A 26,581-nucleotide genomic window follows, 5' to 3' on the forward strand; every position below is an offset into this window, starting at 1 on the left:
GATGCCGGTGGGTTCGTTGGCCTGCTTGCAGGCCGGCGGTCTGCACCGCCTCCACTGGTACATCCGGTGTGGTCACGTCGTCTACACACCGCCCGTCGGTGCGGACTGAGCACCCGACGACGCGGTCGACCTGACCGGATCAGCTGGCGAGATGCAGGAGGTAGACGGGCGGGTCCTCGTCTTCAGCGGCGCCGCAATAGCAGGTTCCGGCGCAGTCGGTGCACGTGGAGCAACCCAGGCACCACGCCGACAGATGATGGCCACACTCGGCGTTCCATTCCGCATCGAGGGTGACTGGGTGCGGGATGAGCGGACCGCCCTGATCGTATGAGCGAAACTGCATAACCTGAATGGTCACCCCGGGCACCGACACGAATCGAGCGACAGAGGCTGGGCTTCCCCTATTCCCCTACCCCCTATCAGTATGTGCTAGCACACCCATTGCGCCATGACTCAACGCCCAAAAATCCGCTGCATGCACCCTCCTGCGACCATCCCTTCCACCCCGGCCTTCCACCCTTCCGTCCGGCCTTCCAGGGGACGACACGTGGGGTCCGCCGCCCCAACCGGCGCACCTGGGCCGCGTCCCATTCCGTTGTCGGCGACAAAGGTCGATCAATCCGAGCGCGTCCATTCCCCCGCCCTTCGCTGTCGGCGTTGGCATCCCCCCGCGCCGAGGAGTCCGGCTCGACCCGGTGCGGGGGCTGAAAAGCACGCTAAGCGTGCGTAGTTCGCCGTCGATACAAAAGTGCGCGCGAGTGCGCAATTGGTTGCATTTCCCCGGTTCAGGCTGTGACTATCGGCGCGGCACACACTCCGTGCCACACCAGGGGACGGACATGCACGTGCGAGTTCGAATCATCGGCGGTGAATCCGGCGGCGACGGTTCGCCTGCTCTACGTCACCGAGACCGATCCGCCGCGCTACGCCGTGCAGGGCTGGAAGACCGGTGACCTCGGACGCGGCCACCGAGGATTTCTGGCTGTTCGATGAGCGGGCGGTGGCGTTCTCCCTGTTCGACGCGCGCGGATTATGGGTCGGCGCAGCGCTGACCGACGAAACCGTGATCGTCGCGCACGCGGTCGCGATCCGTGATCGGGTGTGGTCGGCGGCGATTCCGTTCGGGGAGTATGCCGCTCGATGAATGGCGCAGCGCGGGTGTTTCGGCGCGGTTTTACACACCAGCGGTCGGGGGTTCGATCCCCTCTGCGCCCACGACAGCAGTCGTGGTCGAACCGCTACACCCCACTGCGGCCGAGCGCGGGAGCGATTTCGCGGGCGGCGCGGTGGCCGGATTCGGCGGCTCCGTCCATGTAGCCGGCCCACCGGGTAGCGGTTTCGGTGCCTGCCCAGTGCAGCGGGCCGATGGGTGTGCGCAGGGCCGGACCGAAACGGGTCAGGGTGCCGGGCGTGGTGAACGCGCCGTAGCAGCCGCGGCTGAATTCCTCTTCGGCCCAATCACGTTCGATGTAGGCGATGGGGTTGCGGGCCCTTGGCCCGAAGTAGCCTGCGAGATCGTCGATCACCTGTGCACGACGCTCGGTGAGGTCGAGGCGCGCGCCTCTGTCGGCGTGCCGTCCCTCGAGGAAGCCGACGAGCACGCCGGGTGAACCGTCGAGCGGAGTGTTGTCGAAGACGGTGCCCAGGGGCCGATGGTCGCTGTTGGCTTGGCCGCTCAGACCCGCTTCGCGCCAGAAGGGCTCGTCGTAGGCGACATTGACTTTGATGACCCGGCCCATCGGCATGCGCTGCACGAGTTGGTCACGATCGCCGGGCAGGCCAGGGGTGAAGCGGATGCGCGCCGCCAGTGGCGGCGGAACCGCGATCACGGCTCGACGAGCGCGAACGATCGTGCCGCCCGCGACGACCCGGACACCCGAGACGTCCCACTCGACATCGGTCACCACGGTTTCCAGGACGACACGGTCACCGAGTTCTTGGGCCAGCGCCAACGCGATGGTCTGCGAACCGCCGACAACGCGGTCCTGCTGCGCACCGCCCGCGGTATTGATCAACGCGTCCAGCCCACCGGCGGCGCCGACGTAGTAGGCGGCCCACAGTGCCGACATATCCTCCGGCTCCGCGGAGAACACCGCCTCGGTGATCAGCTGCAAGAACGACCGACCCGCGGAGGTGTGGGCGGTCCGCCGCAGCCAGGTGGCGAAGGTTTGCGCGTCCAGCACTCCAGCCCGGTCGGCGAGCCACGGCTCCGTCGCCGCGACCCGGCGCGCCACTCGGTCGAGCCTCCACTGGATCTGCGCTACATCGGCCAGTGCCAGCGGGTTCAGCTTGGGAATCCGGCCGGTGTATACCGAGCGGGCCGTGCCGAGTTCGGCGATATGACGGCCCGCGGTGTACGTGGGGAAGGTCTTCAGGCCGAGTTCATCGATCAGCGCGAGCACGTGCTGCTGGCCGGGCCCGACCCATTGACCACCCACCTCGATCGGCGCACCACCGGGGAGTTCACCGTTCAGCAGCCGCCCGCCGACCCGGTCGCGCGCCTCCAGCACGAGCACCTCCGCACCACTTCGCGCCAGGTCGCGGGCGGCTACCAGACCCGCTATCCCGGCTCCGACAACGACGACGTCCACTGATTCGCCCATTACGGCCCACCTTCATACAGACTGTATCTAACATACATACTGTATGTGATATCCATACCGCATGGAGTCGTTTCGCGAGAAGTACGCGGAGAACACCCGCCAGGCGCTGCTGGAGACCGCGGGGCGGCTGTTCGCCGAACGCGAGTACGCGGATCTGTCGGCGGAAGAGCTGGTTCGCGCCACCGGCCTTACTCGCGGCGCGCTGTATCACCACTTCGACGGCAAGAAGGGGCTGTTCGAGGCGATCGTCGACGATCTGGAGACTCGAGCGGCGCAACGCATCCGCACCGCGATCGACTCGGCCTCGGACCCGTTCGACCGGGTCGACCGCGGTGTGCGGGAGTTTCTCGACGTCTGCGCCCAACCCGACTACCGGCACATCGTGCTCCTCCAGGGACCGATCGGCCTCGGCTGGCAGCGCTGGCGCGAACTCGACCAACGTCATCTCGGCGGCCTGGTCGTCGAGGCGGTGCAGAATCTGCTCGGTGCGGCGCTCATCCGTCCCTACCCCGCCGCATTACTGGCGAGTGCCTTCTATGGGGCCCTGACCGAACTGTCGCTGACCATCGCCGAGACCGATGATCGGCAACGCGCTCACGAGCAGGCGGCAAGCCTTGTGCACGATCTCCTCGCAGGATTGGCGATCGGCGCGACTTCCTGACACTACGAACCCGCCGGGGAAAGGGGGGAGCGATGTGGCACGAACGCCCGGTTCCAATCCCGTCGCTCAGGAGCGGCGCGCGGTGACCAGGAGGTACTCCCACTCCATGCGCCCGTTGCCCAGGTCATGTCGTGCAGCAAGTTCCGCGAGTTCCCGGTCCAACTGTGCGACGCGGTCGGGCTCGGCAGCGATGGCCTTGTACACCGCGACCGCCGGGCCGTAACAGGACTTGAAGAAGTCGCGGAACTCGGCGCCGTCGGCGAAGCGGTCGATGACCGCGTTTTCGCGCCGCAGCTCCAGATCGGTGACGCGATCGCCCAACAGCGACCGCACGTGCGTCTCGTCGCCCCACAGCGGGGGCGGCTGGGCGCCGGGCGGGGGTGGCGGAGCGAACGGTTTCATCGTGGCGAACATCTGCCCGATGAATCCGGTCGGCGTCCAGTTGATCAGCCCGATCGTGCCGCCCGGCCTGGTCACGCGGAGCATTTCGTCCGCCGCCGCTTGGTGGAACGGCGCGAACATGACGCCGACGCAGGAGATCACGGCATCGAAGTCGGCATCCGCGTAGGGCAATGCCTCGGCATCGGCTTGCTGCCACCGCAGCTCGACTCCTCTCTCCGCGGCGAGACGCCGACCCGCCTCGAACAGCTCGGGCGTGAGGTCGCTCGCCACGACCTCCGCACCGGTCTCGGCCGCCGGGATCGCGGCGTTGCCGGACCCTGCCGCGATGTCCAACACGTGCTGACCAGCGCCGATACGGCAGGCCTCGACCAGACGCCTGCCCAATCCGGAGATGACCTCGGTGGCGACGGACGGATAGTCGCCCAGTGCCCACATCGCGCGATGCCGCCGCTTCAGCTCAGCGGAGCCGGACTCGGTCATCTGACGCTCCCTAGGTGTTTTTGGTAGCCACACCCAAGATCAGCGGTCGAATGATCGGAGGCTCTCCCCGCCACGACGCTTCCTGTATGTCTTCGAGCTTCAGTTCGGACCCCTGAATGAGCTCGAGTGTGGCACGGTTGCAATGGCAACCCTCCGCGAACCGGCGCCACGGGCCGGCGAGGCGGTCTTGCCACTGGGCGAGTCGCGGCGACTCCGAACGCACATGCTCGATGAACAGCAGCTGGCCGCCAGGGCGCAACACACGCCCGATTTCGCGCAATACGGGTTCGGGGTGGTCGACAGTACACAGCACGAGCGTCGAGACGACCGTATCCACAGTTTGGTCCTCGAACGGCAGTTGTTCCGCCGACGCGTCGAGCACACGTGCCCGTCGTCCACTGCGATGCAGCTTCCGCGCCAGCCGCGTACGCATCGCGGCTTCCGGTTCGGTCAAGATCAGTTCTTCGAGGTCGTCAGGGTAGTACCCCATGTTGAGACCGGTACCGCTGCCAAGCTCGACAGTTCGCCCCCTCGCACGGCTGAGCAGATCTCGTCGGCGAGCGCCCATACCCGCCCTCTCGCCCATCCACAGCAGAGGGTCGTACAGCGCCGCGAAAACCCGGGCCCACGGATCCGAGCCCTTCACCGCTGCCCCCGACACGGCGCCACTGCTCACGAACTCGACGGTACGCCGGGTGGGCAGCATCGCCAATGCCCAGCCTGCGATCGATCGTCCGCACACTGCGGGGAGCGGCGGTGCGGGGTTACTGTCGGACCATGTCGAGCGATCCCTCGCCGCCTATCCCGTCGTTCCACGTGAACGCGATCCCGGACTCTTCCCACACCACCGACGACGACCCGATGGCCACGCTGGTCGGCATGCTCGACCTGCAAGCGGCGCTGCCCGGTATCCGGCGCATGCGTGCGTGGGGGCACGAGGTCTTGGCCGTCGAGCCGGGCGAGCGGGTACTGGACATAGGTTCCGGTACCGGCACCGAGGTGATCGAGTTGTCCGAGCGAGTCGGCCCCGATGGCGACGCGGTAGGAGCCGACCCGAATCCCGCGATGCTCGCCATAGCCCGTGGGCGAGCCGAGACCGCGGACTCTCGGGCCCGCTTCGTCGAAGCCACCGCCTATCAGCTGCCGTTCTCCGACGGCTACTTCAACGCGGTGCGCTGCGAGCGGGTCTACCAGCACCTGGACGACCCGGCGGCCGCGACCACCGAGATCGCCCGCGTCCTACGACAGGCCGGCCGTGTGCTGCTCATCGACACCGACTGGCACACCGTGATCGCGCATCCCGGCGACCCCGATGTACTCGCCCGCCTGTCGAAGGCGATGCTCACCACCACCCCCAACCCTGCGGCGGGCCGCCGCTTGCGCGGCCTGCTCACAGCCGCCGGTTTCACCATCGACGACATGGGTTCGGAGGCGGTGATCTGGAATCCGGACACCGCCCTCCCGCTGTACATGCAGATGATCTCGTCCGCGAGCACCAGCGGTGCCATCACCGAACAGGAAGGGCGCGACCTACTGGCCACCATGGACGCGGGCATCGCCAAAGGCGATTACACCTGTCGGTGACCATGTTCGCTGTGCTCGCCCACCGAGCGGACTGAACGACCTGGCTCCGACCGCTGCCGAGCACCGGAGTCGATGGCGTGTCGACGTACGGTGAGGCTCGCGGTTGCGGGACCGTGAGCGGGACGCGTTGGGTGCTTCGCCGCGGAACGAGGAGTTCCTGAGCGAGCGATGGGACCGATAACGCGGCTGCGGCCAGAGCTGATCTCGAAAGCCGTCGGACCGAACCACAGCGGCGTCCACGACGCAGCGCAGACAAGCCGGTGCTGAGAACCCGCCGAAGCGGCAGCCCATCGATCCCCGGGCCATACTGACGATCGTGCGGTTCGGGATCCTGGGTCCGGTGGAGGTGCGACGGCCCGATGGGGGTCCGGTCGCGGTGGGTGGGCCGCAGGTGCGGGCGCTGCTGGCGGTGTTGGCATCGGAGGCCGGGCGGGTCGTCTCCCGCGAGCGGTTGATCGACGATCTCTACGGGGAGGATCCGCCGGGCGACGCCGGGCACGCGCTGCAGTCCCAGGTGTCGCGGCTGCGGCGGGCGCTGCGTTCGGCGAGCGCCGACGAGCTGGTGGAGTCCTCGACCGCGGGCTACCGGCTCGCGGTCGACCCGGGCACGGTGGACGCGCACCGGTTCGATCGGCTCGCAGAGGAGGGCCGGATCGCGTTGCGCGACGGGGATCCCGCTTCCGCGGCCGCGCTGCTGGACGAAGCCGCCGGGCTGTGGCGGGGTGCGGCGCTGGCCGACGTCCGCGATGCGCCGTTCGCCGCGACGGCGGTGACCCGCCTCACCGAAGCGTGGCTGGCGGCGCGGGAGGACCGGGCAGAAGCCGGTCTGGCGCTGCGCGACCATCGAGCGGTGGTCGCGATGCTGACCGAACTCGTCGCCGCACATCCGCTGCGGGAGCGGGCTCGAGCATTGCTGATGCGCGGGTTGTCCGGGACCGACCGGCAAGCGGAGGCGCTGGAGCTGTTCGAGCAGGGCCGTCGGCTGCTCGCCGATGAGCTGGGGGCGGATCCTTCGGCCGAGCTGGCCCGAGCCCACCTCGCGATCCTGCGCGGGGACACCGTCGCCGCGGCCTCGTTGCGCCGCCTACCTGCCCAGCTCACCAGTTTCGTCGGCCGCGACGACGAGTTGGCGCGGATCGCGTCGCTGCTGGCGCGGGCCCGCCTGGTCACCTTGACCGGTCCGGGAGGCACCGGCAAGACCCGGCTGGCGTTGGAGGCAGGCTCCCGGGCTCAGGGCGAGGTCTGTTTCGTGGATCTGTCGCCATTGGTGGACGGCGCGCAGATGGCGCAGGAGATCGCGGCGACGCTCGGCGGCCGCGCGACCGCCGGTGAGCACGAAGACGCGGAAAATCGGCTCCACGCGATGCTCGCAGGCCGGTCTCTGCTGATCATTCTCGACAACTGTGAGCATCTGGTGCTCGACGCCGCGCGGCTCGTCCACCGGTTGTTGCGCGAATGCCCGGGCCTTCGGGTGCTGGCGACCAGCAGGGAAGCCCTGCGCATCACCGGCGAGACCGTCCTGTCGATCGGGCAACTGCCGGTCGCGGCCGCCGAAGCGCCGCTGTCCGAGCAGCTCGGCTGCGCGGCGGTCCGCTTGTTCGCCGACCGCGCGGCCGCGGCGCGGCCCGGATTCACCGTCGACGCGGGCACGATCGCGGCCGTGCGGCGCATCTGCGCGCGATTGGACGGCTTGCCGCTGGCTTTGGAACTCGCCGCCGCCCGTCTGCGCAACCTCGAAGTGGACGACATCGACGGACGCCTCTCCGACCGGTTCCGGCTGCTGTCACGAGGAGACCGGACCGCGGAGCCCCGACATCAGACCTTGCAGGCGGTAGTCGAATGGAGCTGGGGTCTGCTGGAACCGGCCGAGCGCCTCATGGCGCGGCGCTTCGCGGTCTTCGCGGGCGGAGCGTCGGCCGCGACAGCCGCTTCGGTCTGCGAACTCGACGATGCCGACGAACTGCTCGACGGCCTGGCCGACAAATCGCTGGTGGAGGTGCACGGCGGCCGCTACCGGATGCTGGAGACCATCCGAGCCTACGGTCTGGCACGTTCGACCGACTCCGGCGAGCGTGAGCGGATGCAGCGTGCCCACGCCGGATACTTCACCGCCCTGGCCGAGCGGGCCGATCCGCGACTGCGCGGCCCGGACCAGCTGGACTGGCTGGCACGACTGAACGCCGAACACGACAACGTGCAGGTGGCGCTGCGCTGGGCGGTGACCGCCGATCCGCCATTGGCACAACGACTCATCGCCGCGCACGCGTGGTGCTGGTGGCTGCGCGGTCATCCGGGCGGTGCCGTCGAGCTCGCGGGCAAGCTGCTGCCCGCACTCGATCCGGCGGCCGACGTCGAGGAATACGGCCTGTGCGCGGCGATCGCCGCGCGAGCGGGAAACGGACTGCCGGTCGCGGTCACCCGCGCGGTCACGGAGTTGTCCGGTGTCGAGAAACCCCTTCAACGCCCGCATCTGGTGTTCCTGCTGGCGACCGTCGGCGGGTTGCTGGACCTGCCGCCGCAGCGGCAGCGCCTGCTCTTCGGTGCCGACCCGTGGTCGCAGGCGTTCCTACGGCTGGGCGCGGGACTGCACCTGCTCATGTCCGGCGAGCCGGTGGCGGCCGAACCCGAGTTCCACTGTGCCCTCGAAGGTTTCCGCACCACCCGCGACCGCTGGGCGATCGCCACCACCCTGGACAAACTCGCCGCCGTCGCCGACTGGCGCGGTGAGCGGGCGGTCGCGCTGGACCTGATCGACGAGGCCGTTGCCCTGCAAACGGAGTTGGGCGCGGGTGACGAGGCCGCCGACCTGCTCAACCGGCGTGGCGACCTCCTCGCCCGCCAGGACGCTTGCCACGACGCGGACGGAGCCCGCGCCGCCTATGAGCGTGCCGCCGAATCGGCCCGGGCGGCGGGCGCGACGGACATGTACGCCAATGCGATACGCGGACTCGGCGATCTGCGCCGTGCGGCGGGCGACCTCATCGGCGCCAGGGAGTACTACGGCACGGCCGTCGCCCTGCCCGACAACGGTTCGTTCGGCATGGCCGAGGCCCGTGCGCGCAGCCTCATCGGATTGGGCTGGGTCTCGCTCGCCGAAGCCGACAGCGAAGCCGGGCAGGCGGCGCACCGCGAGGCCTTCGAGCTGGCCCGTGACCGATCCCGGTCGGTGGCCGCGGCCGCGGTGGCCGGTCTGGCGGAGGCCGCCGCGGTGATCGGCGATCCGGCGCGGGCCGCGCTGCTGCTCGGCGCTGCCGATTCGCTGCGCGGGAGGCCCGCCGCGGGTGACGGTGCGGCGGCCGAGACCGCCGCGCGGTGCCGTGCCGAACTCGGCGAACACGAGTTCCGCGCCGCCTTTGACCGCGGCGTCGGGCGCTCGATCGAGGAGGTGGCGGCCCTGCTCGGTGCGGGGCGGTGAGCCGATGGTGAGCGCGTGGTGAGCGCCGCGGCCGACGCTGTTCCCATGACAACGACGCGACAGTTCACCAACAAAACCGTTCTCATCTCCGGCGCGAGCGTCGCCGGTCCGGCACTGGCCTACTGGCTGACTCGCCACGGGTTCACCGTCACCGTCGTCGAACAGGCGCCCACGCTGAGGGAGGGCGGCTACAAGGTCGACATTCGAGGCGTGGCGATGGAGGTCATCGAGCGGATGGGGCTGCTGCCGGAAGTCCGCGCGGCCTCGACGGCGATGCGTGGCGGCGCGTGGGTCGACGACTCGGGTAAGGCGCTGGCCACCCTGGGTCCCGAGCTGATCGGACTGCGGTCGCCCGGCGACGACGAGGTGTTGCGCGGCGATCTCGCGCACATCCTGTTCGACGCCACCAAGGGCCGGGTCGAGTACCTGTTCGGCGACTCGATCACGGGGCTGGCCCAGCAGCCCGACGGCGTGACCGTGCGCTTCCGCAACGCAGAGCCGCGAGTCTTCGACCTGGTGATCGGCGCCGACGGCATACATTCGACGGTGCGCCGCCTCACGTTCGGGCCAGAGGAGCGATTCGCCCGGCACACCGGCATGGCGGCCTGCGTGATCTCGGTGCCGAACCACTTGGATCTCGACCATTGGGAACTGGTTCATCCGACTCCGGGGCGCGTGGTGCAGGTGTACAGCACCCGCCGTTCGTCGGCCAAAGCGCAGTTCATCTTCCAAGCCCCGGAACAACTGCCGGACCGGCGCGACCGCGCCGCGCAGCAGCAGCTGGTGGCCGACGCCTTCGCCGATGCGGGCTGGGAGACACCGAATTTGGTACGCGCCATGCCCGAATCGCCCGACTTCTATTTCGACTCGGTCAGCCAGATCCATCTCGACCAGTGGTCCGCGGGCCGCGTCGCACTCGTCGGCGACGCCGCCTACTGCCCCTCGCCGCTGTCCGGGCAGGGCACGAGCATGGCACTGGTCGGCGCGTATGTCCTCGCCGGCGAGCTGAAAGCGGCCGCAGGCGACCACAACGCCGCCTTCGATCGCTACCAGCGCGCCATGCAGGACTATGTGACCCGGAACCTGACGCTGGGTTGGAACAACGCCACTCAGATGGTGGCGTCCGACCAGCGCGCGATCCGGACCCAGACCACCATGCTGCGCATGCTGCGGCACATGCCGTGGAAGGGCCTGGCGCTGCGCCCGATCATCAAGCCGCTCGAGCGCGCGGCAAACGCCATCCGCCTCGCCGACTACTGAACCGCACATTCATCTTGCGCCGTTCCGGCGAAAGCACCCCATCCCTGAAGCACCTGAGGAGCACCAGAATGAGCATCGCATCCGGACCGATCTTCCAGTTGGCGTGGGTCGTCCACGACATCGAGGCGGCGGAACGAGAATTCACCGAAAGCTACGGAGTCGACAAATGGGTCCGCATGCCCCGCATGCGTTTCGGCCCGGACTCGTGCAGCTATCGCGGTGCGCCGGCCGACTACACGATCGACAGCTCGCTCGGCTACGCGGGCGGGCAGCAATTGGAATTGATCGCACCGGTCTCGGGGGCGAACCTGTACACCGAAGCGCTCGAGCGGTCCGGTCCCGGCCTGCACCATATCGCTTGGGTGCCAGACGATTTCGATGCCGCACTGGCGGAGGCGCTGGCAGGCGGCGCCGAGATCGTCCAACACTGCGCTATCGCGGAGATCGGCATGGAGTTCGTCTACCTCGCCGGGGGATCACTCGGCTCGTACGTCGAATTGCTGCGGCTGCCCGCGGATGCGCGCGCACTGTTCGACACCATGATTCCGGACGGCTACCGGAATCCGTGGTCACACGGCCAGGGTGCTTCCCGCGAATGACACGGCAGTGGCGACAGCTGGAGTCCTCACCCCACGTCCCGGCGCAGCCAGGTGACCTCCGCGCCGGATTCCGTTCCGTAGCGGTAGATTTCGAGGTCCTCGTCCCACGCGGTGCCGAGGGCGCGGTCGATTTCTTCGGCCAGGTCGTAGGCGGAGTACTTGCCGAGTTCCCGGGTGGCCTGCAGCATCGCGCGCAGGCGCATCTCGCCGAGCATGACGTCGCCGTTGGCGCTCGTCGAGCCGTGCCACAGGCCCAGGCCGGGAACGAAGCTGTAGCGCTCGCCGTCCACGCCGTCGCTGGGGTCCTCGGTCACCTCGAAGCGCAGAACCGGCCAGGAGCGCAACGATTGGGCGATCTTCGACGCCGTGCCGACGGGGCCGATCCACTCGCTGGTGGCGCGCAGTTGGCCGTCGGCCGGTTGGGCGGTCCAACGCAGTTTCGCGGGGGCGCCGAGGGCCGAGGTGAGCGCCCACTCGACATGCGGGCACAGCGCGGCAGGCGACGAGTGGATGTAGACCACACCCGCCGTCGCGTCCGCGAACTGACTCGATGCGCGCACCACCAACACCTCCAGCTTCGACGAGGAACGTCTTCCCCAACGATTCGTCGAACTGGCGTTGCCTGAGTGTACTGGAGTGCCCGAAGTTACACGTGTTACTTCGTGACCGTGTTGCGCGTGGCGGTCACCTCCGCGATGACGGCATCGCTCAGCGGTGGCCAGGCCGCGCGCGCCCAGTCGCCGAAATTCTCGTCGCTCAGGGCGAGACACGCCAACCCCGTTCTCGGGTCAACCCATAAAAATGTCCCGGATTGGCCGAAATGTCCATAGGTTTGTGGCGAATTCGTGCCACCGGTCCAGTGCGGAGTCTTGCCGTCCCGGATCTCGAAGCCCAATCCCCAGTCGTTGGGGCGCTGCGAACCGTAGCCGGGCAGGACGCCGTTCATGCCGGGGAACTGGACCGAGGTGGCCTCGGCGTGCGTCTGCGCCGAGATCAACTGCGGGTGCAGCAATTCGGCGGCGAAGCGGGCCAGATCCGCCGCGGTGGACCGCGCCGCGTGCCCGGCCGGACCGGCAAGCACCGAAGCGGTCATGCCCAGCGGCTCGAACACGGCGTCGCGCAGGTACTCGTCGAACGCGATCCCGGTCTGCGCGGTGACGAATTCGGCGAGCACCTCGAAACCCGCGCTGGAGTAGATCCGCCGGGTCCCCGGCGCGGCTTGGACGTCGGTGGTGTCGAACGCGAGGCCGGACGTGTGCGCCAGCAGATGACGCACCGTAGCGCCGGGCGGGCCCGCGGGCTGGTCGAGTTCGACCGCGCCCTCCTCCACCGCGACCAGCACCGCGTACGCCACCAAGGGCTTGGTCACCGACGCGAGCGGGAACACCCGCTGCACGTCGCCTTCGCTCGCGGCACCGCCGTCGGCGGTGACCACCGCGGCCGCCGCGTGGCGGACCGGCCATTCCCGGATCTGCTCGAGTGAACGCACACCGCGAGCCTACGAGAACCGCGTAGCTACCATCGATTCACCATGAGTGAAACGCCCACTGTTCACGGCGACGTCGCGCCCGGTTTCGAGCCGGTCGCCGACGCCTTCCGCCGCAATTTCGAGCGTCACGGCGAAATCGGCGCCGCCGTCGCGGTCTACGCGGGTGAGCGCCCCGTGGTGGACCTGTGGGCCGGGTTCCGCGATCGCAGGCGCACGCTGCCGTGGGAGCGGGACACGATCGTGCCGGTGTTCTCCTCGACCAAGGGCATGGCGGCGTTCACCGTCGCCGCCGCCGTGGCCGGGGGCCTGCTCGACTACGAGCAGCCGGTGGCGAAGTACTGGCCGGAGTTCGCCGCCCACGGCAAGGACGCGGTCACCGTGCGTCAGCTGATCGACCACCAGGCGGGGTTGTCCGGCTTGAGCGAGGTCGTGCGACTGCCTCAGGTCGCCGACCTGGACGGGCTCGCGACCGTTCTGGCGGCACAGAAACCGGCTTGGCGGCCCGGCACCAGGCATGGCTATCACGCCATCACCCTCGGCCTGTACCAGGGCGAGCTGTTGCGCCGGGTGGACCCGCGCCGCCGCACGCTCGGGCGAATCTTCGCCGAGGACATCGCCGCACCGCTCGGCGTCGATTTCTTCATCGGCCTGCCCGCCGAGCAGAGCATGGACCGCATTGCCACGATGTCGGCCACCCAGGGGCTGGACGTGTTGCGCTACGAACGCGATCTTCCGCTGCGCATCGGCGCGGAGATCTATGCCAAACGCGGCCTGTCCTACGCGGCGCTGACCAATCCGCGCTGCGGAGCGCCGGCGCGGGCGACCCGGCGCGAGTTCCTCGAAGTGGAACTGCCGGGATCCAACGGAGTGGGCAACGCCCGCGCGCTGGCGAAGGTCTACGGCGCGGCCGCCGCTCGCACCGGCGCGTTGCCGATCGACGACGCAGTGCTGGACCGGCTCGCCGCTGCCGAGACCGCCGACGACGTCCCCGCCGAGGATCTGGTGCTGCACACCAAGAGCCGCTATCACCTGGGCTTCCGCAAGTCGCGCGGCACTTTCCGCTTCGGCTCCGACAAACGCGCCTACGGCACCACGGGGCTGGGCGGCTCGTTCGGATTCGCCGATCCCGCAACGGGCCTCGGTTTCGGGTACACGATGAACCGGCTGGGTCTGGCCGTGCTCGACGACGTCCGCAGCCGCAACCTGCGCGAAGCCCTGCTGCGCTGCCGGATCTGAGCGCCTCGATCGCCGGCTCGGCGAAGCGGTGCCGTACGAGCTGATCGCACGGATCGCCACCGCGCTCGCCGAGCGGCGGTGCGGTCTACCAGTCGGCTTCGGTGTACTTGATGATCCCGCGGATGTTCTTGCCGTCCAGCATGTCCTGGTAGCCCTGGTTGATCTCCTCCAAGGAGTAGCTGCGGGTGACCATGTCGTCCAGGTTGAGCTGGCCGGACTTGTACAGCGACAGCAGGCGCGGCGCGTCCTGGCGGGCATTGCCGCCGCCGAAGATGCAGCCCTTCACAGTTTTCTGCAGCATCGACAGCAGGAAGCTGTTCAGCTTGACGTCGCTCTCGTCCATCCGGCCCATCGAGGTGACCACCAGGGTGCCCGCCTTCGAGGTGAGGATCAGGCCCTCTTCGATGTACTCGCCGTGCATCTCGCCCATGGTCAGGATGACCTTCTCGGCCATCCGGCCCTCGGTGGCCTCCAACAGCGGCATGATCGCGGCGGCCATGCTCTCGTAGGTGTGCGTGGCGCCGAACTTCTGCGCCTGCTCGCGCTTCCACGGATTCGGGTCGATCGCCACCACCTTCGACGCGCCCGACAGCACCGCGCCCTGCAAGGCGCTCATGCCGACGCCGCCGATGCCCGCGATCACCACGGTCTCGCCCGGAGCGACCTGGGCGACGTGGGTGGACGAGCCGAAACCGGTGGGGACGCCGCAACCGACCAGGCAGGCCACCTCGAACGGAATGCTCGGATCGATCTTCACCACGGAGGTATGGTGCACCGTCATGTACGGCGCGAAGGTGCCCAGCAGGCACATCGGGATGACGTTCTCGCCGCGGGCCTGGATGCGATAGGTGCCGTCGCTGATCGCCTGCCCCAGCAGGAGACCCGCGCCCAGGTCGCACAGCGCCATGTGTCCTGCCACGCAAGCCGGACAGCGGCCGCAGGCGGGGATGAACGACAGGATCACGTGGTCGCCGACCTGCAGATCGGCCGGGCAGTTCGGGCCGAGCTTGGTGATCACGCCCGCGCCCTCGTGCCCGCCCATGACGGGGAAGGACGGCATCGGGGTCGCGCCGGTCACGATGTGGTGGTCGGAGTGGCACATGCCCGCGGTTTCCATCCGGATCTGCACCTCGCCGGCGACCGGGTCACCGACCTCGATCTCCTCCACCGACCACGGCTGGTCGATCCCCCACAGGATCGCGCCCTTCGTCTTCATTCCTGTCGACCCTCTCGCATGCACGTGCTTATATGTGACTGCACCCACAGTACGAGAAAAATGTAACGCGTTCTAGTACCGCTCGAAAAAATCGTCGGTATAGCGTGACCCAATAACCGAACGCGTTACAGTTCCGCGACGCGTCAGCCCTGGACGTCGTGCACGTGGTGCAGCAGATCGTGCACGAAGTACCGCGCGAACGACTCCACCGTGAACTCCGCCCCGTCGCCGCGCGCGCCACGCAGACCACGGCGCTCGGGCGGCACCGAGGCGAAGGAGCGCGCCACCCGCTCGGCGGCATCGGCCAGCTCCGCGGCTACCCGAGCCGGGTCCTGCTCGTTGTAGCGGTCGGCCACCGCGGTCGCGTCCTGGTCCCAGTTCGGAAAGCGCGGCGGCTCGCCCCCGGGGTCACCGGCCAGGATCAGGCCGAGGCGAGTGTCGAACAGGCGGCAGACGTCACGCACATGTGCGCCGTATTCCAGGGCGGACCAGGTCGATTCGTCCGGCCGCAGGCGGACGCCGGGACGGTCGAGCACCGCGGCGAAGCGGACCGCGGTGTCCCTGGTCAGCGTCGGTACGGCTGCGTAGCTGGTCGCGGCGGCGTCGAAACCGCATTGCGCACAAGGGCGCTCGAGCACCCAGGTCCAGTCCTTGACATCGGGAACGATCGGCATGCGCTCAACCTAGGCGCGGCCGGATCGCGCCTTCCACCGATATCCGGCCAACTATCGAGCACATCCCGACAGTTCACTCCATCAGCCGGTGCGCCCGCTCGAAGAGTTCCAGCGTGATCGCGTGCAGGAAGTCGCCGACCTGCCTGGGGGCCTTACCGGCGAACGCGCGGGCATGCGTGCCCTCCAGGACGATGCCGAGCTTGAAGCAGGCCAGCACGGTGTACCAGGACATGGCGCTCAGGTCGCGGTCGGAGAACTGCCCGTAGTGCGCGATCATCTCCTCGGCCGTCGGCAGCCCGCCGACCGCGCCGAGCTTGCCCACCAGCGCCGCTCCCGTGGTGCCCGGCTCCGGGCGGGTGGCGATCTGCCAGCCGAGGTCCAGCAGCGGGTCGCCGATGGTGGACATCTCCCAGTCGACCATCGCCGCGACCTGCGGGCCGTCGAAGGAGAACATCATATTCGCCAGATGGCAGTCGCCGTGCAGGATGCCCGGGGTCCATTGGGCGGGGCGATTGCGGTCCAGCCACTCGCCCACCGCCGCCACACCGGGGATCTCCGGGCCGGGGTAGCCCTCGTTGGCCGAATAGGACTCGAGCTCACCCAGCCAGCGCGGCACCTGACGTTCCAGGAAACCCTCCGGCTTGCCGTAGTCGGCCAACCCGAGCGCCTGGTAGTCCAAGGCGCCGAGGCGCGCGATGGCCTCGACCGCGGACAGGCCCATCTGCCTGCGGATCTCCGGATCGCCCGCATGCAGTTCGGGCAGTTCGTTCTGCGGGTTGAAACCGCGGATCGGCTCCATCAGGTAGAAGACCGCGCCGAGGACCGACTCGTCGGCGCAGGCCGCGATCACCCTGGGCGCGCGGACCTCGGCGCCGCCCAGCGCGCCGAGCAGCCTGGCCTCACGCCGGATCACGTCGTTGCTCTTCGGGCGCAGATGTTTCGGGCCGCGACGCAGCACGTAGGTCCGGCCGCCGCGGGTGAAGCGGAGCATGATGTTCTGTGTTCCGCCGCCCAGCGCGGTCACGTCCTCGAACTCACCGCCGGACAGACCCTGCTCATCCATCCACTTTCCGACGACGGCGAAGTCGACGACCGCGGGATCCACATCGACCGGTTGCGCAACAGACATGCCCCACATTGTGCACCACCTGCCGACCCGAACTGAAGGCAGATGACAACAGTTGGCTACCACCGGCGCGGCGTAGGGTTTCGGGCACCATGCGCACGCTGTTGATCGACAACTACGACTCGTTCACCTACAACCTGTACCAGCTGATCAGCGCGGTGAACGGCGTCGAGCCGACAGTCGTGCGCAACGACGAGGCGCGCACGGTCGCCGAACTCGATCTGGGACGCTACGACAACGTCGTCGTCTCGCCCGGGCCGGGGCGACCGGACGTGGCCCGCGACGTAGGGATCTCCACGGCGGTGATTCGCGAAAGCGACCTGCCGCTGCTCGGTGTCTGCCTGGGCCATCAGGGAATCGTGGTCGCGGCGGGCGGCGTGGTCGCCGAGGCGCCCGCGGCCCGGCACGGATACCTCGATCACATCGAGCACGACGGCCAGGACCTGTTCGCAGGCGTTCCGCAGGGCTTCACCGCCGTGCGTTACCACTCGCTGTGCGCGCTGCGGCCGCTGCCGGACGATCTGGAGGTCACCGCGCTGTCCGGCGACGGCGTCGTGATGGGTGTGCGGCACCGCACGCGACCGCAATGGGGCGTGCAGTTCCATCCGGAATCGATCGCCAGCGAGTTCGGCGCGGCTCTGCTGCGCAACTTCGCGAGACTCACCACGGCGCACCGGAACAGGCGCGCCGTCCCTGCGGCGAGCCCATCGATCGACGCCGGGGGTGAGTTCGTCGCCGAGCCGGTCGCCGCAGGCCTTCCGCTTTCCGCCACACGCACCGCGGCCTCGCCGATGCCGCTCGCACCGGAGCAGTTCCCCGCCGCGGCAGCCCAACTCGAGCGTCCCGCCGGGCGCACGGGTTCCGATGGCACGGTGCCGCGGACCTTCCGGCTCCAGCGGGCCGTCCTCGAACGGCCGATCGACACCGAGAGCGCGTTCGTGCAGTTGTACGCCAACTCCCCCACCGCGTTCTGGCTGGACAGCGAGCACGTCGAACCGGGGGCCGACCGGTTCTCCTTCCTGGGCGACGCGAGCGGTCCGCTGGCCGAGGTGCTGCGCTACCGCGTGGGCGACGGCGAGGTGACCGTGGAATCGTCCGACGGGCACCGGCGCACCGCACCCGGCGGCATTCTCGAGTTCCTGGCCGCCGAGCTGCGCGCACGCAAGCTCGAACTGCCCGATCTCCCCTTCGATTTCGTCGGCGGCTACGTCGGCTATCTCGGCTACGAGGTCAAAGCCGACTGCGGCGGCAACGCGGCGCATCGCGCGGCGACCCCGGACGCGCAGTGGATCTTCGCCGACCGGATGGTGGTGGTCGACCACGTCGGCGAGCGGACCCATCTGCTGGCGCTGAGCGACGACGTGGAGACCGCCCGGTCCGCCGCCGACTGGCTGCGCGACACCCGCGAAACCCTCGACACCCTGCCGACCTGGACCAATCCACCGCCACTCGAATTGCCGCCGGACGGTGACGCCGTCGCGCCACTGCTCACCCGCGGCCGGGAGCGCTATCTCGCCGACATCGCGGTCTGCGGGCAGCGGTTGCGTGCCGGGGAGTCCTACGAGATCACTCTGACCGACAGCGCCACGATCCCCGCCACCGCGGCCGACGGCCTCGACTTCTACCGCACCCTGCGCCGGTGCAACCCCGCCCCGTATGCCGCCTACCTGCGCTTCGACGATCTCGACATCGCCTGCTCGTCCCCGGAGCGCTTCCTCAAGGTCGACCGCCGCCGCATCGTGGAGAGCAAGCCGATCAAGGGGACCGCCCCGCGCGGCGCGACGCCGGAGCAGGACGAGCGCCTGCGCCGCGAGCTGGCCGACAGCCCGAAGACCAGGGCGGAAAACCTCATGATCGTCGATCTGCTGCGCAACGATCTGGGCCGGGTCTGCGAGATCGGCAGTGTGTACGTCCCCAAACTGATGGCCACCGAGCAGTACGCGACCGTGCACCAACTGGTATCGACGGTACGTGGCAGGCTGCGGCCGGAGGTCGGCGTGGTCGATTGCCTGCGAGCCTGTTTTCCCGGGGGCTCGATGACCGGAGCGCCGAAGCTGCGCACCATGGAGATCATCGACGCGCTGGAAACCGAAGCGCGCGGGATCTATTCGGGCACCATCGGTTTCCTCGGTCTCGGCGGCACCGCGGACCTGAACATCGTGATCCGCACCGCCGTCCGCTACGGCGGGAGCTGGCGGATCGGCGCGGGCGGGGCCATCGTGCTCGACTCCGATCCCGCCGACGAGTATCACGAGGTTCTGCTCAAGGCGGCCGCCACGTTGCGCGCGGCCGCCGACCACGCGCACCGCTGAGTGTCCGACCTCGACTATTTGTGCCGCTTGCCGGACTTTCGGCGGGGCGGCTCCTCGGCGGGCGGTTCCGGCGCGCTCAAGCCGGTCAGCTTGGCGAGCAAGGCGAAGCCGGGCAGCTTCGCCAACCGCCCGAGCACGTCCTCCCCGAGTGAGATCATCGCCTCCAGCCGGGGCAGCAGGCGGTCGTAGGCGGCGAAGGCCGGATCGGCCAGGGCCAACGTGCGGTCGAGCCGATCGATGGTGGAGTTGAGCCGCTCGATCGCGGTCGACAGGCTCTCGATCAAGCCGGGTAGTTGTGCGGCCAGCTGAGCGGACGCGGGCGGCAGCCGCACCGCGGTGTCGAACGCCGATGTCGCGGTCAGCTGAGCGGCTTCCAGCGCCTGGCCCGCGGCCGTCTGCGCCGCCTCGACCGCCGCCTGGGCGGCGGCCAGCACGTCGGCCGGGCCGGGCACACGCCCACCGGGCAGTTTCGGGGTCGGCGGCTTACGACCCGGGCGTTTCGGGTTCGTCATGGGAACACTGTGCCGCACGCCCCGCCGAAGGACCGGCCGTCGCGCGTTCGGCGTGTCGGAGGCTCATGGCATAGTTCGAGCACCATGAAACTCAGCAAGGGCGCGAACGCAGCGGTACCGACATCCCTTCTAGCCGTGGTCGTTTCATGGCGATCGGAGCACACCGTGGACGCGCATGCCTTGCTGCTGGACGCGTCGGGCGCGGTGCGCTCGGATCGCGACCTGGTGTTCTACAACGCGCCGCGGCACGTTTCGCAGGCGGTCACCCTCGATCAGGAGCCCGCGCCGGGCACCGCGCGGCTGAGCGTGTCGCTGCCGCGCACGGAAGCCGACGTCGACCGCATCGTCGTCTCCGGCTCGCTGGAGGACGGCACCTTCGGCGACATCCACGGGCTCACCGTCGCCGTGCACTCGGTGGACGGGGCGGTCGTGACGTACGAGATCGATGACGCGGAGGCGGTGTCGGCGCTGATGTTCGGCGAGTTCTACCGCCGCGACGGGCAGTGGCGGTTCCGCGCGATCGGCCAGGGCTGGTCCAGCGGACTGGCCGGGTTGGTCACCGAGTTCGGCGTCCAGGTCAACGATCCCTCGGCGCCCGCCCGCACCACGCATCCCGCCAACCCGTTCCGGGTGCGACGCCCGGCGGCGAATCCGTCCGCGCAAGAACGACTTTCTCCGGCCGGAGCGGAACCCGCCACCGAACGGTCCGCTCGGCGCGACCCGACCTCGGCCCGACGCTTCCCCCACGGATCGTTGCCCTCCGGCCACTCCGCGCGAAACGGGGAAACTCCCGCCGAAATCGGAACGGATCTCGCCGAAAACACGCCGGTCCAACGCGAACCCATCCGCACCGACGACTCGCCCGGGCAGCTCGAAGGGACCGAAGTACGCCCGGGCGTAGACACCCCCGCCCGGCCACGCACCGAAGTGCTCGACCGTGGCGATACATCTCCCCTGCCGCGCCCACACACCCACCGCACGGTCGACCTCCACCGGCACAGCCGCGACACCGCACCGCCCGCTCCTCCGCCGCCGCACCCCGAAGTCGCGGACTGGCACCCGGATCCGGACAACCCGCAGACCATGCGCTGGTGGGACGGCACCATATGGACCGAGGACCGGTATCTCCGACCCCCGCCCGGCGACCGCCACTGCGCACGCTGCGGAAACACGCTGCGCCGCAAGTTCTTCGGTGGGTTCGCGCCGTGCCAGCGATGCGCCCAGGAGATCGAGGAGTACCTCGTCCACTGGCACACCAGGGCGTGGCGGGTGCTCACCGGCCACGGGCCACACGGCCCCGAGTGGGCGGACCTGTGGGCATCACTGCGTTACCAGCGCATCGACGCCGAAGCGGGCCGCGCGGTCCTGCGCGACGCGGGGCTCACCTATGTGGAGCGGCTGGTGACCTTCGCCTTCGCCGACGGTGAAGTACGGCACGCGGAACTGGAACTGTTCGAGCACGCGGTCACCGAACTCGCGCTCGGCGGACCGCTGATCGAGGATCTGCGCAGGCGAATGCATCGCGGGCACACCCTCTACCGGCTGCGTACGGGCGATCTGCCGATCGTCCGCACACCCGGCCTGCACCTGGACCCAGAGGAGACGGTGCACCTCGATCTGCCCGCGACGCACGTGCGTCAGCTCGCACGCGGCCCGAAGTTCACCGAGGGCAGGCTGATCGGCAGCAACAAGAAGCTGCGTTTCGTCGGCGCCGACACCGGCATCGAGATGCCGTGGTCACGAGTGGTTTCCGTGCACGCGGAACAGGGAACGGTGGTACTCGCGGCCACGTCCGCGCGCGGCGGCGCGACCTTCGCCGTCGACGATCCGGATTACGTCTCGGCCGCGCTGGAAGGCGCGCTGCGCGTGGCCAAACGTCTCGTTCTCACGCCAGGCCAGCGCGACACCCGCAGCATCCCGCAAGAGGTGAAAGCGGAGGTGTGGCAGCGCGACGGTGGCCGCTGCGTCGAATGCGGCGACGGGCACTACCTGGAGTTCGACCACGTCATCCCGCTCAGCCGCGGCGGCGCGACCAGCGCAGCCAACCTCCAGATCCTGTGCCGCGCGTGCAACCGGGCCAAAGGCGCCCGCATCTGAACCCGGCTCACTCGCCGAGCAGGCCCGCGGTACGGCCCAGATCGGCGAGCATCGCGTCGAACAGGATCTCCGGATTGTCCAGCGGTATCGGGTAGTTCCCGAACACCTCGAGCGTGACGTGGCCGTAGAGCCGCGCCCAGATCTGGATCATCAGGTACGTCACACCCAGATCCAGTTTCTCGGCGGGGAACTTCTGACCCGACTCCGACAGCGCCGCCAGCAGTTCGGTCTGGAAGTGCACCAGATCCTCACGCAACTCCGGCGGGATGACGTCCGTCGACGGCGTGACGATGTCGTAGTTCGCCAGCAGCCTGCCCGCCGCGGCCAGGAAAACCCGACCGAAGGGCTCGTCGAAGCGGCGCAGCGCGCGGGCCTGGCCCGCGCCGGGCGAGGCGAACACCAGGGTGAACTCCCTGGTGTGCGTCAGCGCCCAGCGCCGGAAGCCGCGGCAGATGGCGAAGAACTGCGCGGCGCCGTCGTCGGGCAGCGTGGCGATCTCGGCGGTCAGTTCCCCGGCCAGGTCGGCGCAGAAGTCCAGCCGCAGCCGCTCCAGCAGGTCTTCCAGCGAGTCGTAGTACCGGTACAGCGCGGGCGCGGTGACTCCTAGTTCGCGCGCGATGGCACGCAGGGTGACCGCATCGGGCCCGCGCTCGACCAGCAGCGCGCTGGCCACCCGCCGGATGTCGGTGTCGGTCACCACCGGCGCGCGCCCCCGTGGTCTGGACTGTTGCACTGATCGATTCAAGCGTATTCGACGTCCCAGCGCTTGATCCCGTTCAGCCAGCCCGACCGCAGCCGCACCGGCTCGGACACCTGACGCAGGTTGGGCATCACGTCGGCGATGGCGTTGAACATCAGATCGATCTGCAACCGGGCCAGGTTCGCGCCGACGCAGTAGTGCGTGCCGGTGCCGCCGAAGCCTACGTGCGGGTTCGGATCGCGCAGCACGTCGAAGGTGAACGGATCCGCGAACGCTTCCTCGTCGAAATTGGCCGAGCTGTAGAACAGTCCGAGCCGTTGGCCCTTCTTGATCTCCTGGCCGCCGAGCACGGTGTCCTGTGTGGCGGTGCGCTGGAAGGCCGTGACCGGGGTGGCCCATCGGACGATCTCGTCGGGCGCGGTGCGCGGACGCTGCTGCCGGTAGATCTCCCACTGCTCGGGATGGTCCACGAACGCTTTCATGCCGTGGGTGATCGAGTTGCGCGTGGTCTCGTTGCCCGCCACCGACAGCAGGATGACGAAGAACGCGAACTCGTCCGAGCCGAGGTGCTCGCCGTCGATATCGGCGTTCACCAACTGGGTGACGATGTCCTCGGCCGGGCAGGCGCGCCGCTGTTCGGCCATGTTCCAGGCGTAGCCCATCACCTCGGCGGTGGCGGCGTGGTGATCGCCCTCGAACTCGGGATCGTCGTAGGAGATCATCTGGTTGGACCAGTCGAAGATCTTCTTGCGGTCCTCCTGCGGGATGCCGATCAGCTCGGCGATGGCCTGCAACGGCAGTTCACAGGCGACCTGTTCGACGAAGTCGCCGCTGCCGGACTTTCTGGCCTCGTGCACGATCCGCGCGGCGCGTTCGGTCAGCGCGGCGCGCAGACTCTCCACCGCCCGCGGGGTGAAGCCCTTGGAGATGATGCGGCGGGTCTTGGTGTGCTTGGGCGGGTCTTGGTTGAGCAGCAGCATGTCGCCGAGCATGTCGATCTGCTCGCGCGTGGTCTCCTCGTTGAACCGGATGATCGCGGTGTTCTCGTGCGAGGAGAACACCTCGGGATTCTTGGAGATCTCCTTGATGTGCGCGAGCTTGGAGACGACCCAGTAGCCGCCGTCGTCGAATCCGCTGGCCCGATCGGACTGAGCGCACCACCACACCGGGGCGGTGCGGCGCAGTTCGGCGAACTCCTCGATGGGCAGGCGGGTGGCGAGTAGATCGGGGTCGGTGAAGTCGAACCCCGTCGGGATCGAGGGCGTGGTCACGGTCACGGCTAACTCCTACGGCGGTCTGTGCGCAGACCTGGCGAACACGGTCACCAGCGATGCAACCACAGAACCCGAGCTTTGTGAACAGCGTTTAGTAAAACCCGTTTACTTTTCATGCCGCCGGTCCGCCCACCGGACCACGGACGGAGGTGGCAGGTATCGGCCATTACCCCGATTCACGTGTACACCGACGCGGCGGACCACCTCTAATGAGAGCAGCAGCCCTACTCCGGCCGGAGGTGCCATGCCCAGTCTCTACGACCACGTCGGCGGCGACGAGGTGCTCCATCGTGTCGAAGCGGCGTTCTACGACAAAGCGCTCAGCGACCCGGTGCTGAAGACGTTGTTCACCGAACGACTGCCGCAACACGTCGACCATCTCACCTGGTTCACCGCCGAATCGTTCGGCGGCCCGGATCGATTTACCCGGGAGCTCGGATTCGAATACATCATCGCGGTGCACCGCGGCCTGCGGATCACCGACGAGCAGCGGGAACGTTTCGTCGAGGTGTACATGCAGACCTTCGAGGAGGCCGGACTGCTGGAGAACGAAGAGTTCCGCACCGCGGTCTATGAGCACGTCGCATTCGGATCACAGGTGGCGCAGCAGAATTCGCATGCGGCCAGCGATTCGGAGTTGCACCCGATCCGCGAGGTCCCACGCTGGAGTTGGGCGGGCGACGACTGACTCAGCGCAGCGTGATCAGCGGCGGCGGCCGCCATCGCCTCTGCAACACCACCGGCTTGGGCGCGAACAACGCCAGGCTCGCCGAGAACGGATCGGATTCCGGGACTGGGGACGCCGGGACCGGGATCGTGCTGCTGGAGTGTGAGACCGAGCGAACCGTCCGGATTGAGCACGACGGGTACAAGGTGGCCCACCGAGTAGATCTCGGCCTCGTTGGGCACGAGATAGTCCTCGGCGTCATAGACGGCCAACGACCAGAACGCGTCGACCGGCCAGCGGTGCCTGTCACCCGATCGCCGAGAGCGGCGGCGGGACTTCGCGCGAATCGCGTCAGAGCGCCGGTAACAGCGGCGGGGGACGCCAGCGCCCCTGGACGGCCTCCGCCTTCGGCGCGTACAGGCGCAGGGTCAGCGAGAATTGTCCGGATTCGGGAATCGGCAGCCAGTTCCCGGCCGCGACGCCCGCCCTCGGGTCGGTGTACTGCAACGCGATGTCGGCGGACCCATCGGGGTTGACCGTCACCGGATCCGGATGGCCGACCGCGTAGATGCCGGCCGGATTGGGCACCAGATAGTTGTCGGCGGCATAGGCGGTCAGCGACCAGAACTCGTTCACGGGCGGCAACTGGCCGGGCGCGAAATGCAGCCGGAATCGGCCCGTACCACCTCCGGCGTCCGTCGACGCGAACAGCGTCGGATAGTAGGCGTTCTCGGTCATCAGGCTGGCGCCGAGCGCCACGTGGGCGATGGCGGCGCGCAGCAGATAGTTGGTGCCGAACCTGCCGACGTCGGGGTCGACCAGCCAGCCGTTCTCGTTGACCGTCCGCGCACCCAGGGACACCGGGATCTGCTGCCGTGCGGTCTCCACCGCCGCCGCAAGCTCGGTATTCGAGATGCCCTCGACTGTGCCACCCGGCCGGATCCCGATCTTCTCGAACCGCCGCATGGCGGGCGCGTCCTCGGGCGCGGTCGGGTTGGTCGACAGCAACGCGCACATCCGGTCGAAGAACACCCGCGGGTCCATCCCGGCGACCCACTCGGGTGGCGGCTGTACGCTCGCTTGCCCGGTCCCGGTGGGCGCAGGCGGCTCGGTGCCCGCCGCCCAAGCGCTCAACGGCACCAATCGCAATCCCTCTTGCGCGGCGCGCACCGCCGGGAGATCGCTCTCGCCGTCGACCTGGATCCGGATGACCAGCCACACCGTCGGCGTCGGCATCGGCAACGGCGTGAGACCTTTCGGCAGCGCACCCGACCACCTCGGACCGGTCACCGCATAGGTATACGGCGGCCCGGCCGACTCGGTCGCCGGCCGACGGCTGCTGGGGTTGTGCACGTTGTTCGTCCAGGCGTCCGTCACCTTGGCCAGCCAGAACCGGCCCTCGTCCAGCGCGGGGACGCTCAGCACCATCGGCTCGCTCGCCACATCGAGCCACGCGGTAGAACGCAGCGTGTCGCGGTCGAGCCGTACCACGTCTCGCTGCGCCGGGGTGGGCAGCGAGACGGCGTGGTGGAAGCGGTTGATCGGCGTGACCATCTCCGCAGCCACCCGGGTGACGTCCAGCAGCACCAGAGGGTAGCCGAATATGTAGGCGTCTTTGGCGATCGTGGCGGCGTCACCTGGGACGGGATGCGGCCCGGAATCCTGGCCGAATCCGCCGCATGCCGCCGATCCGAGCGCGGCCACCGACGACACCGCGATGCCGAGCGCCGTGCGCCGCGACATCGTGGGCTTGCCCTCGGTCCTCTCGTCCATGATCCGCTCCGCCTCCGATCCTATCGGCACCGCACCGGAGCGCGACCGAACTCCGCGACGGAAATCGCAGCTCGAGGGCGTTTGCGGAGGTTCGCCGCGAGAACACGCGGGAAGGAGCGCCGCCCTCGCTCAGAATTCCAGGACGGTGTTCATGATGGTGCCCGCACTGGTGGCCACCACCCCGCCGATCATCGCGCCCGCGATCATCTTCGGCGACTGCAATCCGCCGCCGCTCCACTTCTCCCAGGCGAATCTGCCGCCCGCGTAGATGATGCTGACGATGCCCGACGCGAGCGCGAACCAGGTCAGGTACCGGACGAACTGTAAGAGCTTGTCCGCCAGGGGCGGCGCCTCCGGGGTCGGATTGCCGATCTGCGCCAACGTCGTGAACGAATCGCCGACCGACGCCAGAATGATGCTCACCGTCTACTCCCTCTACGCTCGAATACGACCCTGCCGCCGACCAGCCGCTTTGCGAAAGCCGTTCGACCACCGATGAAT

The 26,581-nt window shown here is 68.8% G+C and carries 24 protein-coding genes; 10 read left to right on the forward strand and 14 right to left on the reverse strand.

All coding sequences use genetic code 11. From position 1 onward, the window contains the following. Positions 1-949 precede the first annotated feature (949 nt). Positions 950-1,144 carry a DUF6879 family protein gene (locus ACIA5H_RS01065; RefSeq protein WP_379252965.1) on the forward strand — a complete coding sequence of 65 codons (195 nt, stop codon included), beginning with the start codon at positions 950-952 and terminating at the stop codon, positions 1,142-1,144. 94 nt (positions 1,145-1,238) lie between these two features. Here ACIA5H_RS01065 and ACIA5H_RS01070 read toward each other — a convergent pair whose 3' ends face one another. Then, positions 1,239-2,603: a flavin monoamine oxidase family protein gene (locus ACIA5H_RS01070; protein ID WP_397072996.1), complete on the reverse strand. Its 1,365-nt coding sequence runs from the start codon at positions 2,601-2,603 to the stop codon at positions 1,239-1,241. Positions 2,604-2,664: 61 nt separating this feature from the next. Between ACIA5H_RS01070 and ACIA5H_RS01075 the strand changes: the two genes are divergently transcribed. Then, on the forward strand, positions 2,665-3,264 hold the full coding sequence (locus ACIA5H_RS01075; protein WP_397072998.1) for a TetR/AcrR family transcriptional regulator: 600 nt from the start codon (positions 2,665-2,667) through the stop codon (positions 3,262-3,264). A 66-nt stretch (positions 3,265-3,330) separates the two neighbouring features. On the opposite strand, the gene ACIA5H_RS01080 is transcribed toward ACIA5H_RS01075, so the two are convergent. Both ACIA5H_RS01080 and ACIA5H_RS01085 read right to left on the reverse strand, forming a co-directional pair. Then, positions 3,331-4,146, reverse strand: a complete 816-nt coding sequence (locus ACIA5H_RS01080; protein WP_397073000.1) for a class I SAM-dependent methyltransferase — start codon at positions 4,144-4,146, stop codon at positions 3,331-3,333. 10 nt (positions 4,147-4,156) lie between these two features. Further along, complete coding sequence (locus ACIA5H_RS01085; RefSeq protein ID WP_379252961.1) at positions 4,157-4,822, reverse strand: class I SAM-dependent methyltransferase; 666 nt, start codon at positions 4,820-4,822, stop codon at positions 4,157-4,159. Positions 4,823-4,923: 101 nt separating this feature from the next. Between ACIA5H_RS01085 and ACIA5H_RS01090 the strand changes: the two genes are divergently transcribed. The 4 genes from ACIA5H_RS01090 (at position 4,924) to ACIA5H_RS01105 (ending at position 11,004) form a co-directional block, all read left to right on the forward strand. Continuing rightward, positions 4,924-5,730, forward strand: coding sequence for a methyltransferase domain-containing protein (locus tag ACIA5H_RS01090; RefSeq protein WP_397073002.1), 807 nt, complete (start codon positions 4,924-4,926; stop codon positions 5,728-5,730). Between the two features lie 316 nt (positions 5,731-6,046). After that, complete coding sequence (locus tag ACIA5H_RS01095; RefSeq protein ID WP_397073004.1) at positions 6,047-9,145, forward strand: BTAD domain-containing putative transcriptional regulator; 3,099 nt, start codon at positions 6,047-6,049, stop codon at positions 9,143-9,145. A gap of 45 nt (positions 9,146-9,190) precedes the next feature. Beyond that, positions 9,191-10,405, forward strand: a complete 1,215-nt coding sequence (locus tag ACIA5H_RS01100) for an FAD-dependent monooxygenase (protein ID WP_397073006.1) — start codon at positions 9,191-9,193, stop codon at positions 10,403-10,405. Between the two features lie 68 nt (positions 10,406-10,473). Then, on the forward strand, positions 10,474-11,004 hold the full coding sequence (locus ACIA5H_RS01105) for a VOC family protein (RefSeq protein WP_379252956.1): 531 nt from the start codon (positions 10,474-10,476) through the stop codon (positions 11,002-11,004). A gap of 26 nt (positions 11,005-11,030) precedes the next feature. On the opposite strand, the gene ACIA5H_RS01110 is transcribed toward ACIA5H_RS01105, so the two are convergent. Both ACIA5H_RS01110 and ACIA5H_RS01115 read right to left on the reverse strand, forming a co-directional pair. Then, positions 11,031-11,564: a DUF3145 domain-containing protein gene (locus tag ACIA5H_RS01110; RefSeq protein ID WP_355072714.1), complete on the reverse strand. Its 534-nt coding sequence runs from the start codon at positions 11,562-11,564 to the stop codon at positions 11,031-11,033. Positions 11,565-11,659: 95 nt separating this feature from the next. After that, the gene (locus tag ACIA5H_RS01115; protein ID WP_397073009.1) at positions 11,660-12,493 is read right to left on the reverse strand and encodes a serine hydrolase domain-containing protein; all 834 of its coding nucleotides are present in this window, start codon (positions 12,491-12,493) and stop codon (positions 11,660-11,662) included. Positions 12,494-12,535: 42 nt separating this feature from the next. Between ACIA5H_RS01115 and ACIA5H_RS01120 the strand changes: the two genes are divergently transcribed. Further along, on the forward strand, positions 12,536-13,729 hold the full coding sequence (locus tag ACIA5H_RS01120) for a serine hydrolase domain-containing protein (protein WP_397073011.1): 1,194 nt from the start codon (positions 12,536-12,538) through the stop codon (positions 13,727-13,729). An 85-nt stretch (positions 13,730-13,814) separates the two neighbouring features. Here ACIA5H_RS01120 and ACIA5H_RS01125 read toward each other — a convergent pair whose 3' ends face one another. The 3 genes from ACIA5H_RS01125 to ACIA5H_RS01135 all read right to left on the reverse strand — a co-directional run bounded on the left by ACIA5H_RS01125 (position 13,815) and on the right by ACIA5H_RS01135 (position 16,748). Then, positions 13,815-14,945 carry an NDMA-dependent alcohol dehydrogenase gene (locus ACIA5H_RS01125; RefSeq protein ID WP_355072708.1) on the reverse strand — a complete coding sequence of 377 codons (1,131 nt, stop codon included), beginning with the start codon at positions 14,943-14,945 and terminating at the stop codon, positions 13,815-13,817. Positions 14,946-15,088: 143 nt separating this feature from the next. Further along, the gene (locus ACIA5H_RS01130; RefSeq protein ID WP_397073014.1) at positions 15,089-15,619 is read right to left on the reverse strand and encodes a DinB family protein; all 531 of its coding nucleotides are present in this window, start codon (positions 15,617-15,619) and stop codon (positions 15,089-15,091) included. Positions 15,620-15,692: 73 nt separating this feature from the next. Then, entirely contained in the window at positions 15,693-16,748 is a 1,056-nt protein-coding gene (locus ACIA5H_RS01135; RefSeq protein WP_379252952.1) for a phosphotransferase family protein, read from the reverse strand. A gap of 89 nt (positions 16,749-16,837) precedes the next feature. Between ACIA5H_RS01135 and pabB the strand changes: the two genes are divergently transcribed. Beyond that, positions 16,838-19,057, forward strand: a complete 2,220-nt coding sequence (gene pabB / locus ACIA5H_RS01140) for an aminodeoxychorismate synthase component I (RefSeq protein WP_397073016.1) — start codon at positions 16,838-16,840, stop codon at positions 19,055-19,057. A 14-nt stretch (positions 19,058-19,071) separates the two neighbouring features. On the opposite strand, the gene ACIA5H_RS01145 is transcribed toward pabB, so the two are convergent. Next, positions 19,072-19,569: a hypothetical protein gene (locus ACIA5H_RS01145; protein ID WP_364427613.1), complete on the reverse strand. Its 498-nt coding sequence runs from the start codon at positions 19,567-19,569 to the stop codon at positions 19,072-19,074. 84 nt (positions 19,570-19,653) lie between these two features. Here ACIA5H_RS01145 and ACIA5H_RS01150 point away from each other — a divergent pair, with 84 nt between their 5' ends. Further along, complete coding sequence (locus ACIA5H_RS01150) at positions 19,654-21,666, forward strand: TerD family protein (protein WP_397073019.1); 2,013 nt, start codon at positions 19,654-19,656, stop codon at positions 21,664-21,666. 7 nt (positions 21,667-21,673) lie between these two features. On the opposite strand, the gene ACIA5H_RS01155 is transcribed toward ACIA5H_RS01150, so the two are convergent. Next, positions 21,674-22,399 (reverse strand): TetR/AcrR family transcriptional regulator, encoded by a 726-nt coding sequence (locus tag ACIA5H_RS01155; protein ID WP_355072698.1) that lies wholly within the window; start codon positions 22,397-22,399, stop codon positions 21,674-21,676. 8 nt (positions 22,400-22,407) lie between these two features. Beyond that, positions 22,408-23,637, reverse strand: a complete 1,230-nt coding sequence (locus ACIA5H_RS01160) for a cytochrome P450 (RefSeq protein ID WP_356965225.1) — start codon at positions 23,635-23,637, stop codon at positions 22,408-22,410. A 247-nt stretch (positions 23,638-23,884) separates the two neighbouring features. On the opposite strand from ACIA5H_RS01160, the gene ACIA5H_RS01165 reads away from it, so the two are divergent. After that, positions 23,885-24,328: a hypothetical protein gene (locus ACIA5H_RS01165; RefSeq protein ID WP_379252947.1), complete on the forward strand. Its 444-nt coding sequence runs from the start codon at positions 23,885-23,887 to the stop codon at positions 24,326-24,328. Here the strand turns inward: ACIA5H_RS01165 and ACIA5H_RS01170 are convergent. From ACIA5H_RS01170 to ACIA5H_RS01180, 3 genes are all read right to left on the reverse strand, one after another. Further along, complete coding sequence (locus ACIA5H_RS01170) at positions 24,211-24,654, reverse strand: DUF1214 domain-containing protein (RefSeq protein WP_397073409.1); 444 nt, start codon at positions 24,652-24,654, stop codon at positions 24,211-24,213. The two genes, ACIA5H_RS01165 and ACIA5H_RS01170, sit on opposite strands and share 118 nt — an antisense overlap. 4 nt (positions 24,655-24,658) lie before the next feature. After that, entirely contained in the window at positions 24,659-26,080 is a 1,422-nt protein-coding gene (locus tag ACIA5H_RS01175) for a DUF1254 domain-containing protein (protein WP_397073022.1), read from the reverse strand. A 129-nt stretch (positions 26,081-26,209) separates the two neighbouring features. Further along, positions 26,210-26,503, reverse strand: coding sequence for a hypothetical protein (locus ACIA5H_RS01180; RefSeq protein ID WP_195077704.1), 294 nt, complete (start codon positions 26,501-26,503; stop codon positions 26,210-26,212). Positions 26,504-26,581: the final 78 nt, after the last annotated feature.

The organism is Nocardia sp. NPDC051900, from assembly GCF_044452545.1.
Classification (GTDB): domain Bacteria; phylum Actinomycetota; class Actinomycetes; order Mycobacteriales; family Mycobacteriaceae; genus Nocardia; species Nocardia sichangensis.

Coding starts and splice junctions, on each gene's coding strand:
- ACIA5H_RS01070 (WP_397072996.1), bottom strand. CDS start 2,603: ATGGGCGAATCAGTGGACGTCGTCGTTGTCGGAGCCGGGATAGCGGGT.
- ACIA5H_RS01075 (WP_397072998.1), top strand. CDS start 2,665: ATGGAGTCGTTTCGCGAGAAGTACGCGGAGAACACCCGCCAGGCGCTG.
- ACIA5H_RS01080 (WP_397073000.1), bottom strand. CDS start 4,146: ATGACCGAGTCCGGCTCCGCTGAGCTGAAGCGGCGGCATCGCGCGATG.
- ACIA5H_RS01090 (WP_397073002.1), top strand. CDS start 4,924: ATGTCGAGCGATCCCTCGCCGCCTATCCCGTCGTTCCACGTGAACGCG.
- ACIA5H_RS01100 (WP_397073006.1), top strand. CDS start 9,191: ATGACAACGACGCGACAGTTCACCAACAAAACCGTTCTCATCTCCGGC.
- ACIA5H_RS01105 (WP_379252956.1), top strand. CDS start 10,474: ATGAGCATCGCATCCGGACCGATCTTCCAGTTGGCGTGGGTCGTCCAC.
- ACIA5H_RS01120 (WP_397073011.1), top strand. CDS start 12,536: ATGAGTGAAACGCCCACTGTTCACGGCGACGTCGCGCCCGGTTTCGAG.
- ACIA5H_RS01125 (WP_355072708.1), bottom strand. CDS start 14,945: ATGAAGACGAAGGGCGCGATCCTGTGGGGGATCGACCAGCCGTGGTCG.
- ACIA5H_RS01130 (WP_397073014.1), bottom strand. CDS start 15,619: ATGCCGATCGTTCCCGATGTCAAGGACTGGACCTGGGTGCTCGAGCGC.
- ACIA5H_RS01135 (WP_379252952.1), bottom strand. CDS start 16,748: ATGTCTGTTGCGCAACCGGTCGATGTGGATCCCGCGGTCGTCGACTTC.
- pabB (WP_397073016.1), top strand. CDS start 16,838: ATGCGCACGCTGTTGATCGACAACTACGACTCGTTCACCTACAACCTG.
- ACIA5H_RS01145 (WP_364427613.1), bottom strand. CDS start 19,569: ATGACGAACCCGAAACGCCCGGGTCGTAAGCCGCCGACCCCGAAACTG.
- ACIA5H_RS01150 (WP_397073019.1), top strand. CDS start 19,654: ATGAAACTCAGCAAGGGCGCGAACGCAGCGGTACCGACATCCCTTCTA.
- ACIA5H_RS01165 (WP_379252947.1), top strand. CDS start 23,885: ATGCCCAGTCTCTACGACCACGTCGGCGGCGACGAGGTGCTCCATCGT.
- ACIA5H_RS01175 (WP_397073022.1), bottom strand. CDS start 26,080: ATGGACGAGAGGACCGAGGGCAAGCCCACGATGTCGCGGCGCACGGCG.